The organism is Streptomyces sp. sk2.1 (assembly GCF_008120935.1).
GTDB lineage: Bacteria > Actinomycetota > Actinomycetes > Streptomycetales > Streptomycetaceae > Streptomyces.
This window is the reverse complement of the sequence record NZ_RDBO01000042.1, coordinates 1-10,120: the sequence shown is the minus strand read 5'-3', so window position 1 is coordinate 10,120 and position 10,120 is coordinate 1. Positions and strand designations below refer to the sequence as shown.

Sequence of the window (10,120 nt, the reverse complement as noted above, 5' to 3'; positions counted from 1 at the left end):
GGCTATGTCCATGCCGTGGATCAGCTCCAGAAGTTCGAGTACACCACCCCGCTTGTCTCCGGTGATCATGCCGCTGCCGTGGGGCGAAGAACGCGACCAGCAGCTTCCCCGGTCCGGTCGGGTCGTAGATGCCGGGCAGGGGTCCGGCGAGCCCCGGTGGCCCGTAATTGATCTTGCTTGCGTAAAGGACCGTTTGTGCGAACAGCGGTCAGGGCGATGTGTGCGGGACTTCCTGGTGGGGCGCGGCTGCGGGCGCGGTCATGTCGAGCAGGAGCAGCGCGTCGTGGTCGGGGGTGCCGGGTTCGGCGGTGTAGACGCCGATGCGCTGGCCGGGGGTGCCTTCCAGGTACATGGACTGGGAGGTGAGCGTGAGGGTGCCGACGCGGGGGTGCTGGAAGGTCTTCTGCGCGGGCTTGCGGCCGGTGACCTCGTAGCGTTCCCACAGCCGGGCGAAGTCCGGGCTCTTGAGGAGGAGCTCGCCGACGAGGTTGGTCAGGTCCGGGGCGTCGGGAGCGGTGCCGGCGGTGGCACGCAGGCGGGCGACGCAGGCGGTGATCTGCCGGTCCCAGTCGGGGAACAGGGCGCGCGAGGCCGGGTGGAGGAAGAGGTAGCGGGCGAGGTTGCGGTGTTTGACCGGCCAGTCCTCCAGGCCCGCGTACAGGGCGAGGCCGCCGGGGTTCCAGGCCAGCATGTCCATGCTGCGGCTGATGACGTAGGCGGGGTTCGGGCGCAGCGATTCCAGCAGCAGTTTCAGGTGGGAGCGCACGGTGCGGCTGGGGGCCGGGGGCGGTTCGGGGGGGCGGCGAGCTCGCGCAGGTGCTGGTGTTCCTGGTCGTCCATGTGCAGGGCGCGGGCGAGGGAGTCGAGGACGGCGGGGCTGGGGCGGGTCTCCTTGCCGCGTTCCAGGCGTACGTAGTAGTCGATGCTGATGCCGGCGAGGGTGGCCAGCTCCTCGCGGCGCAGGCCGGGGGTGCGGCGGATGCCGGTGCCGACGGTGAGTCCGACGTGCTCGGGGATGGTCTGGGTGCGGCGGGCGCGCAGGAAGCGGCCCAGCTCGGCGCCCTCGCTGTTCGCGCTCTGGGATGCCATGACCCCAGTTTCCCCCGGCGGGCGGCCGCGCCGCGGACGGGAGGGGAGCCCTGTCATTACCCCTGAAGAGTCCGCCCTGCCACACCCGAGCGATCCGGGCGAAGGTGAATGAGGAAGACGCCGGCCTCATCGCTCCCGCCCGGACTTCGGCGGGCACGGCCTGCCGGGCCGGGCAAGAGTGGGAGAGCAGGCGACACCATGATCGGAAGAGGGCGAGATGCGGTACATCAAGCTACGTGACCTGGAGGTTTCCCGGATCGGGCTGGGGGCGATGGGCATGTCCCACGGCTACACCGGCTCCGGCACCGACGACGCGGAGTCGATCCGGGCCGTGCACCGGGCCCTGGAGCTGGGCGTCACGCTGATCGACACCGCCGAGATCTACGGCCCCTACACCAACGAGGAGCTGCTCGGCCGGGCGCTGAAGGGCCGGCGGGACAAGGTGGTGCTGGCCACCAAGTTCGGCCTGGTCTCGCACGGCGGCGACGGCGCGTGGAACCTGGACTCCGGCCCGGCCAACATCCGCACCGCGATCGAGGGCTCCCTGAAGCGGCTGGGCACCGACCACATCGACCTGTACTACCAGCACCGCGTCGACCCGAACACACCGATCGAGGAGACCGCCGGCGCCGTGAAGGAGCTGATCGCCGAGGGCAAGGTCCGTGCCTTCGGGCTCTCCGAGGCCGGCCCCGACACCATCCGCCGCGCCCACGCCGTCCAGCCCGTCACCGCGGTCCAGTCCGAGTACTCCCTGTTCACCCGCGGTATCGAGGACCGTGTCCTGCCCGTCCTGCGAGAGCTGAACATCGGCCTCGTGCCGTTCTCCCCGCTGGGCCGCGGCTTCCTGACCGGCACCGTACGCTCCACCGACCAGTTCGACGAGAACGACTTCCGCCGCGACAACCCCCGCTTCACCGGGGAGAACTTCCAGCACAACCTGGCACTCGCCGACCAGGTCAAGACCCTGGCCGACGAAGCCGGTGCCACGCCCGGGCAGGTGGCCCTGGCCTGGCTGCTCGCCCAGGGCGACGACATCGCCCCCATCCCCGGCACCAAGCGCGTCAGCCGGGTCGAGGAGAACACCGCCGCCGATGCCGTCACGCTCACCGCCGAGCAGCTCGACAAGCTCTCCGGCCTGCCGCCCGCCGCCGGCGACACCCACACCGAAGCCCAGGCCCGGATGCTCGAACGCTGACCCCCGGTCCCCGGCACGACCCCCGTTTGGAGCAGTACCCCTGATGCGTGCAGCAGTGATGTACGGAGCCGGTGACGTCCGCGTCGAGGACCGGCCCGACCCGAAGACCGTCCAGCCCACCGACGCCGTGGTCCGCGTCCTCGCCTCCTGCGTGTGCGGCAGCGACCTGTGGCCCTACGCCTCGATGCCCGCCACCGACACCGGCCGCCCCATGGGCCACGAGTTCCTCGGCGTCATCGAGGACACCGGCGCGGACGTGACCGGCCTGAAGACAGGGGACCTGGTCGTCGCCCCGTTCACCTACAGCGACAACACCTGCGACTACTGCGCCAAGGGCCTGCACATCTCCTGCCGCAACGGCGGCCGGTACGGCTTCGACGGCGTCGACGGCGGCCAGGGCGAAGCCGTCCGCGTCCCGCACGCGGACGGCACCCTGGTGAAGCTGCCGGTGGCCGCCGACTCCGCGCTGCTGCCGTCGCTGCTCGCGCTGTCCGACGTGATGACCACCGGCCACCACGGCGCCGTCACCGCCGGCGTCGGCCGCGGAGATGCGGTGCTGGTCGTCGGGGACGGCGCGGTCGGCCTGTGCGCGGTGATCGCCGCCAAGCGGCTGGGGGCCGAGCGGATCGTGCTCGCCGGCCGCCACCAAGCCCGCACCGGCCTCGGCCGTGAGTTCGGTGCCACCGACGTGGTCGCCGAGCGCGGCGAGGAAGGCATCGCCCGCATCCTCGAGCTGACCGGCGGCGTGGACAAGGTCATCGAGGCCGTCGGCACCCGCCAGGCCCTCGACACCGCGCTCGGCGCGGTCCTGGACGGCGGCACCATCAGCCGCCTCGGCGTCCCTCAGTACGAGCAGGGCCCGATCGGCCCGCCCGAGTTCATGCGCAACATCACCCTGACCGGCGGCGCCAGCCCCGCCCGCGCCTACATCCCCGAACTGCTCCCCGACGTCCTGGACGGCACCATCACCCCCGGCCTCGTCTTCGACCGGACCTTCCCCCTCGACCGGGCACCGGACGCCTACCGGGCCATGGCCGACCGCCAGGTCCTCAAGGCCCTCCTCCGCCCCTGACCACCCGCCCCGCACAGCGAAGGACATCCCGCTCATGCAGACCGTCACCCTCAACAACGGCATCGAGATGCCGCTCCTCGGCTTCGGCGTCTACCAGATCCCCGCCGAGGACACCGAGCGCGCCGTCTCCGAGGCCCTCTCCGCCGGCTACCGCCTGCTGGACACCGCCGCCGCCTACGGCAACGAAGAAGCCGTCGGCCGCGCCATCAAGTCCAGCGGCATCCCACGCGAGGAACTGTTCGTCACCACCAAGCTGTGGGTCCAGGACGCCCCCGCCCAGGACAACACCCACCGCGCGTTCGAGACGTCCCTGACCAAGCTGGGCCTGGACCACCTCGACCTGTACCTGATGCACCAGCCCTTCGGCGACGTCTACGGCCAGTGGCGCGCCATGGAAGCCCTCAACCGCGAGGGCGCGGCGAAGGCGATCGGCGTCGCCAACTTCTACCCCGACCGGCTGATCGACCTGATCATCAACAACGAGATCACCCCGCAGGTCAACCAGATCGAGACCCACCCCTTCTTCCAGCGCGCCGACTACCAGGACCTCATGCGCGAACACGGCGTGCAGATCCAGTCCTGGGGCGGCTTCGCCGAGGGCAAGAACGACCTGTTCACCAACCCGCTCCTGGCCGAGATCGGCAAGGCGTACGACAAGTCCGTCGCCCAGGTCGTGCTCCGCTGGCTCACCCAGCGCGGCGTCATCGCCATCCCCAAGTCCGTCCGCGCCGAGCGCATGGCCGAGAACATCGACGTCTTCGACTTCCAGCTCACCGACGAGCAGATGGCACAGATCGCCACCCTCGACACCGGCAGCTCCCTCTTCTTCGACCACCACGACCCCGAGATGGTCACCTGGCTCGCCGGGCGCCGTCTGGACAGCTGAACGCCTCACCCCCCGCCCCTCGCCGGCCACAGGCGCCCTCAAAGCGAACGCCCAGGGCGCCCGCTCGGCCCCCACGGTTCACCCGGAGCCGCCCACCATGATCACGGCACAGCATCACGGCACCCTTCCGAGCCGGCGCACCGTTCTGCGCGGCGAGCTACTGACCGCGACCGTCGCCTTACGAGCTGGTGCGTGATTGCATTGGATACGTGGGGGCCTGTGCTGCGGGTTTGTGTCAGTGGGTGGTGTTGCGGTCGGAGACGAGGCCGGCGATGGCCCGGTAGGTGGCGGGCAGGTTCTCCCGGCGGTGGGTCCAGCGGACCAGTTGCTTCCAGCGTTTGTGGTCGGCGAGGGCGTGTTCGACGGTGATGCGCTTTGAGGAGTGCCGGTGRCGGGCTCGTAGGCGGGCTTCGAGGACCTCGGGCGGGCTGATCTTGTTTCCCTTCCTGGGTGGGGTCACGGCCTGGCCGGGATGATCGCGGCGGGGCCCGGGACAGCCGTCGTCCAGAAGGACCTCCACGTCGGAGAAGTGCTGGAAACAGGTACCGATGCCTTCGTTGCGTGCGGCGGTCGCGTCGTGCATCCGCCCTGGTCGCAGGGCGTCGGTCCAGAGCGTGCGGCCCTGATGGTCGGCGACGACGGTGGCCTTCATCGTGTTCTGTTTCTTCTTGCCCGGGACGAACGCACGGCGCCCGCCGCGGCCGGCCGGYGGCCGGCGGACCTGGACCTCGGTGGCGTCCAGCCGCAGCTCGATGCCCTCGGCCCGGGCGTYMGCGAACACATCCGCCAGGGTCCGCAGCCGCAAGCCGGGCCGGTCGGGGACCGCGCATCCCCGCTCGGCCAGCAGCCCTCGTATCTCGGCGATCGCACGGGTGATGGTGGAGCGGTCAACGCCGAACAGCAGCGCCAACGCCGCATGCGGCAGATCGTGCCGCGGGTGAATCAGCGTGGCCACGAGCCGGTCGACGAACACCAGCCGATGCGGGGCACCGGCTCCGGCCTCGCGCTTCCTGGCCCCGCCGCGAGCTTCGTGACGACGCCCCTCGACCACGGCCTGCCACGGATCAGCCAACTCCTCAACCAGGCAGGCGAGATGACCCCGGGAGACCCCTGTGAACACCTGATGCGCGAGAACCGTCCGACTGAGCATGATCGCCACATCCAGATCATGCCACCCACCAGCAAGAACACATCACCCGCTATCACGCACCAGCTCGTAAAGCCCGGGATCCGCCAGCCGGCCACAACGTCCCCTCCGGCCCGCGTGACATGCCCCAGACCGGCCCAATCGGTCATCTGGTCGTACGTCGACGGCGTTCACAATATTCAGTGGATCGGACGGGCCGCGTTCCGGACAGTAGGGGGCGATGAAAACCACACCGGAGGAGCCCTGACATGTCGACGCTGCGCGTGACCGCCGAAACGCTGACGATCCACGAGCATCCGAACGCTGACGCCCTCGAACTGGCCCAGGTGGGCCTGTACCGGGCCGTCGTCGCCAAGGGCGCGTACCGCAGCGGTGATGTCGCCGTCTACATTCCGGAGCAGTCCGTCCTCCCGCAGGGGCTGATCGAGGAGCTGGGCCTGACCGGCCGTCTGGCCGGAAGCACGGCCGACCGGGTGAAGGCGGTGCGGCTGCGCGGGGAGCTGTCGCAGGGCATCGTCTGCCGCCCAGGGGCGCTGGCGGACGTCGACCTGGCCCGGGCGGCCGCGGACGGCACCGACTTCGCCGAGCTGCTGGGCATCACCAAGTGGGTGCCGCCGATCCCGCCCACGATGAACGGACAGGTGGAGTCCGCGCCCGATCTGCTGCCCTGGTGCGACATCGAGAACGTCCAGCGCTATCCGGGCATCTTCGAGCCCGGGGAGCCGGTCGTCCTCACCGAGAAGGTGCACGGCTCGGCCTGCCTGGTCACGTACACCATGGAGGACGGTCGTACATGGGTGTCGTCCAAGGGGTTCGGGGCCAAGGGGCTCGCCCTGAAGGAGGACCCGCGCAATCTGTACTGGCGCGCGGTCCACGCCCATGGCGTGCCTGCGGTGGCGGCGCGTCTCGCCGAGAAGCTGGGCGCGACACGCGTCGGCATCTTCGGCGAGGTGTACGGCGCCGGGGTGCAGGATCTCGACTACGGCGCGGACGCCCGCAGCGAGACGCTGGGGTACGCGGTCTTCGACGTGTCCGCAGAAATAGCCGGACAGGTCCGCCAGCTGAATCCGGCAGACCTGCTGGAGGGTGAACTGCCGCTCGTACCCAGGCTGTACGAGGGCCCGTACGACATCGACAAGGTGCTGGAGCTTGCCTCGGGGTGGGAGACCGTCTCCGGGCGTGAACTGCATCTGCGTGAGGGTGTGGTGATCCGCCCGGCCGTCGAGCACCACAGCCCGGTGGTCGGCGGACGGGCGATCGCCAAGGCGGTCAGCCCGGCGTACCTGACCCGCAAGGGCGGCACCGAGTACGAGTGAGCCCCAGCCGCGGGGGCTCCGTACGGGGGCGCCCCACGGCCGCTTCGAGTCAGCCGCCGAGTCGTTCTTCCAGGGCCTCAAGCGGGAACTGCTGCACGGACGGCACTGGACGTCGAAAGCACTGGCCCGCCTGGAACTGTTCCGCTGGATGTCGTGTGCGGACAGTGAGCAATAGGGCGTTGTCACGTTGTGGGGTGCGTGGGTGCCTGGCGGTGCGCCGAGGTGGGGTGGGGCCGGGTGCAGGCCTGGGCTCAGGGCGCGGTAGGTCGGCCGGTGACGCCGGTGATCTGCTTCCAGGTGGTGAAGCGGATGGTCATTTCGGCTCGGTGTTCGGGCGCGGTCATCAGGGGGCGTCGGGGCCGGAAGTGGGGTGAGATACCGCTGAACGCGGATAGGAACCGCTGGGCCCTGCCCACGCTGCGGAAGCCCTTCATCGCTCGTTCGCGTTGCCTCGTCGGTTGGTGGCTGTTCTCGGCCCGGTTGTTCAGGCCCTTGTACGAGCGGTGCTCCACCGAGGGCATGACCTCGTGGTGAGCGGCGCCGTAGGAACGCGGCTTGTCGGTGACGACCACCCGCGGCACCCTGCCCGTCTTCGTCATCAGCCTGCGGAAGAATCGTCTGGCTGCGGCCTTGTCCCGCCGGTTCCGAACGAGAATGTCCAGGACATGGCCGTCCTGGTCGACCGCCCGCCACAGGTACTTCCGCTCGCTGTTGATCTTGATGAAGACCTCCTCCGGATGCCGCTTGTCCCCGGGGCGGGGCCGTCGGCGCGCAGCGCGCTGGCGTACGCCTGGCCGAACTTCAGACACCAGCGGCGCACGGTCTCGTGGGAGACGGTCACGCCGCGCTGGAACATCAGCTCCTCCGCCTCACGGAAACTGAGCGGGAACCGGAAGTACAGCCACACGCAGTGCGCGATGACCTCGACCGGGTGCCGGTGCCCCTTGCACGGCGGCGGTGCACCCACCACGGACGGCTCCCCCAACGTGATCAACCCGAAGATCATCCCACGGGCCGGCCAACGTGACAGCGCCGTCAAGACAGGCCCACCCGGGGCTGTCCCCAGCCCCGACCGACGCCGGCCATCCCGGACCGGGTGCCGGCGTCGGCTCTCCTGGACCGGGGGCCGACGCCGGCCCGCTCAGGACTTGGGAGAGAAGCGCAGGCGGGTGGCCGCCACCGCGCCGAGGGCCAGCAGGACTACGGAAACCCACAGGCCGGACAGGTGGTTGCCGGTGGCGTCCTCGGCGTAGCCCATGATGTACGGGCCGACGAAGCCGCCGGTGATGCCGATGGTGTTGAGCAGTGCGATGCCGCCTGCGAGGGTCTTGCCCGAGAGCCGGGTGGCGGGGAAGTTGAACAGGAGGGGCTGGACGACGAAGAACGCCAGGCCGGTGAAGCAGAAGCCGAGCAGGGCGATGACGGGACCGGCGACGGCGGCGACGACGAGGCCGGTGAACATCATCAGCAGGCCGACCACCACGAAGTTGCGGGAGCGCCGGGGCGTGGTCGCCCGCGGCGGCACCAGCACGGCACCGACGGCCGCGGTGAGCCAGGGCAGTCCGGTCAGCAGGCCGATGGTGAACGGCGAGAGGTCGCCCCAGCCGCCGATGATGCCGGGCAGGAAGTAGACGACGGAGTACAGGGCGACCTGGTGGGTCCAGTTGGCGAAGATGGCCAGCAGCATCTGCTTGTCGCGCAGCACCGTCAGCAGGGAGCCGGATCCCGAGCCGTTACCGGCCTCCTCGGCGCCCTCGGCCTGCTCGCGGGTGACCGCGTCCTGGACCTGTTGGGCCTCCTCCGGCGTCAGCCAGGGCGCCTTGGCCGGGCTGTCGGGCAGGAACCGGAAGACGGCGACCGCCAGGAAGAGGCAGGGAACGCCTTCGATGACGAACATCCACTGCCAGCCGTGCCAGCCGCCGATCCCGTCCATCTCCATGAGCAGTCCGCCGAGCGGGTTGCCGACGACGCTGGCGATGGAGGCGCCGAGCAGGAGCAGCCCGATGGCCCTGCCGCGGGTCTCGGAGCGGAACCAGTAGGTGAGGTAGAGCAGGATGCCCGGCAGCAGCCCGGCCTCGGCGGCGCCGAGCAGCAGCCGCATGGCGTAGAAGGACTTCTCACCCTGTACGAAGGCCATGCAGGCGGAGATGACGCCCCAGGTGAGCATGATCCGGGTGATCCACCAGCGGGCGCCCACGCGGTACATGATCAGGTTGCTGGGCACCTCGGAGATCGCGTAGGTGAGGAAGAACAGCCCCGCGCCCAGGCCGTAGGCCGCGGCGGAGATGCCGAGGTCGACCTCCAGGCGTTCCTTGGCCAGGCCGATGTTGGTCCGGTCCAGGAACGACATGATGTAGGCGGCCAGCAGCAGCGGCATCAGCCGCCGCAGATTGCGCCGGTCCAGCTCGCCGAGCGCGTCGCGCGGGGTTTCGTTCGATCGCGAGGTTTCGTTCGATGGGGCCGCACCTGATGTGCGGGAAGCGCGAATCAAAGACATCGGTGTCCTTCTGGAGTGCTCTGGCAGCCGCCGGACGCGGACTGCGGCCCAGGGGGTGGGCGGTGCCGGGCGGACCGCGGCGGTGGCGCCGCGGTCCGCCCGGCACCGCCGGGGTGGGGTCAGACGACGAGTCGGACCGGGTTCTGAACGGCCTCGGTGAAGGCCGCGAGCCAGCGCGCCGCCACGGCGCCGTCCACCGGACGGTGGTCCACGGACAGGACCACGCCGAGCACCTTGGCCGCGGTGACCGCACCGTCGCGGACCACCGCCTCGTCACGTGCGGCGCCGATGGCCAGGATCGCGGCCTGCGGCGGGTTGATGATCGCGGCGAACTCCTCGACCCCGTACATGCCGAGGTTCGAGACGGTGATCGATCCGCCTTCGAGGTCCGCGGGGTGCAGGGACCCGGAGCGTGCCTGCTCCGCGTACGCGCGGGTCCGCGTGGCGATCGCCGATACCGACAGGTTCTCGATGTCGCGCAGGACCGGGGTCACCAGGCCCGTTTCGGTGGCGATGGCGACCGAGACGTCGACGGTACGGAACCGGCGGACGGCCTCCGGCTGCCACACCGCGTTCATCTCCGGCACCTGTGTATGTGCCGTGGCGACGGCCTTGATCAGCAGGTCGTTGACCGAGACCTTGACCGGGCTGACGGCGTTGATCCGCTGCCGCAGGGCGAGCAGCTCGTCCACGGCGCAGGTCGCCCGCAGGTAGAAGTGCGGGGTGTGCTGCTTGCTCTCCGTCAGGCGTCGGGCGATGGCCCGGCGCATGCGGGTGTGCGGGATGTCCTCGTGGRCGCCGACGCGGCGACGGCCGTGCTGTCCGCCTGGCAGGTGGCGGAGGGGGCGTCGTTCACCAAGGACGACGCGCTGGTCTCCATCGAGACCGACAAGGCCGAGGTGGACGTCGCCGCCGAGC

The 10,120-nt window shown here is 70.3% G+C and carries 7 protein-coding genes and 3 pseudogenes; 5 read left to right on the top strand and 5 right to left on the bottom strand.

Annotation, left to right across the window (positions count from 1 at the left end; all coding sequences use genetic code 11):
* Positions 1-208 precede the first annotated feature (208 nt).
* Positions 209-1,089 (bottom strand): annotated as a pseudogene (locus EAO76_RS14870) (helix-turn-helix transcriptional regulator).
* Between the two features lie 217 nt (positions 1,090-1,306).
* Between EAO76_RS14870 and EAO76_RS14865 the strand changes: the two are divergent.
* Genes EAO76_RS14865 through EAO76_RS14855 form a run of 3 tightly spaced genes read left to right on the top strand, consistent with a single transcriptional unit; the run spans position 1,307 to position 4,242 of the window.
* Positions 1,307-2,284: an aldo/keto reductase gene (locus tag EAO76_RS14865; protein WP_148836425.1), complete on the top strand. Its 978-nt coding sequence runs from the start codon at positions 1,307-1,309 to the stop codon at positions 2,282-2,284.
* A 43-nt stretch (positions 2,285-2,327) separates the two neighbouring features.
* On the top strand, positions 2,328-3,356 hold the full coding sequence (locus EAO76_RS14860; RefSeq protein WP_187438628.1) for a zinc-binding dehydrogenase: 1,029 nt from the start codon (positions 2,328-2,330) through the stop codon (positions 3,354-3,356).
* A 34-nt stretch (positions 3,357-3,390) separates the two neighbouring features.
* Positions 3,391-4,242, top strand: coding sequence for an aldo/keto reductase (locus EAO76_RS14855; RefSeq protein WP_148836424.1), 852 nt, complete (start codon positions 3,391-3,393; stop codon positions 4,240-4,242).
* 235 nt (positions 4,243-4,477) lie between these two features.
* Here the strand turns inward: EAO76_RS14855 and EAO76_RS14850 are convergent, their stop codons facing one another.
* Positions 4,478-5,392: a transposase family protein gene (locus EAO76_RS14850; protein WP_187438627.1), complete on the bottom strand. Its 915-nt coding sequence runs from the start codon at positions 5,390-5,392 to the stop codon at positions 4,478-4,480.
* A gap of 245 nt (positions 5,393-5,637) precedes the next feature.
* On the opposite strand from EAO76_RS14850, the gene EAO76_RS14845 reads away from it, so the two are divergent.
* Positions 5,638-6,705 carry an RNA ligase (ATP) gene (locus EAO76_RS14845; protein WP_148836422.1) on the top strand — a complete coding sequence of 356 codons (1,068 nt, stop codon included), beginning with the start codon at positions 5,638-5,640 and terminating at the stop codon, positions 6,703-6,705.
* 4 nt (positions 6,706-6,709) lie between these two features.
* Positions 6,710-6,859, top strand: a pseudogene (locus tag EAO76_RS47585) (IS3 family transposase); the annotation flags it as partial.
* 97 nt (positions 6,860-6,956) lie between these two features.
* On the opposite strand, the pseudogene EAO76_RS14840 reads toward EAO76_RS47585, so the two are convergent.
* From EAO76_RS14840 to EAO76_RS14830, 3 genes and pseudogenes are all read right to left on the bottom strand, one after another.
* A pseudogene (locus EAO76_RS14840) lies at positions 6,957-7,711 on the bottom strand (IS6 family transposase).
* Between the two features lie 135 nt (positions 7,712-7,846).
* Entirely contained in the window at positions 7,847-9,202 is a 1,356-nt protein-coding gene (locus tag EAO76_RS14835) for an MFS transporter (protein ID WP_148836421.1), read from the bottom strand.
* 119 nt (positions 9,203-9,321) lie between these two features.
* Positions 9,322-9,987 (bottom strand): 2-oxo acid dehydrogenase subunit E2, encoded by a 666-nt coding sequence (locus EAO76_RS14830; protein ID WP_262375477.1) that lies wholly within the window; start codon positions 9,985-9,987, stop codon positions 9,322-9,324.
* Positions 9,988-10,120: the final 133 nt, after the last annotated feature.

Coding starts and splice junctions, on each gene's coding strand:
- EAO76_RS14865 (WP_148836425.1), top strand. CDS start 1,307: ATGCGGTACATCAAGCTACGTGACCTGGAGGTTTCCCGGATCGGGCTG.
- EAO76_RS14845 (WP_148836422.1), top strand. CDS start 5,638: ATGTCGACGCTGCGCGTGACCGCCGAAACGCTGACGATCCACGAGCAT.
- EAO76_RS14855 (WP_148836424.1), top strand. CDS start 3,391: ATGCAGACCGTCACCCTCAACAACGGCATCGAGATGCCGCTCCTCGGC.
- EAO76_RS14860 (WP_187438628.1), top strand. CDS start 2,328: ATGCGTGCAGCAGTGATGTACGGAGCCGGTGACGTCCGCGTCGAGGAC.
- EAO76_RS14835 (WP_148836421.1), bottom strand. CDS start 9,202: ATGTCTTTGATTCGCGCTTCCCGCACATCAGGTGCGGCCCCATCGAAC.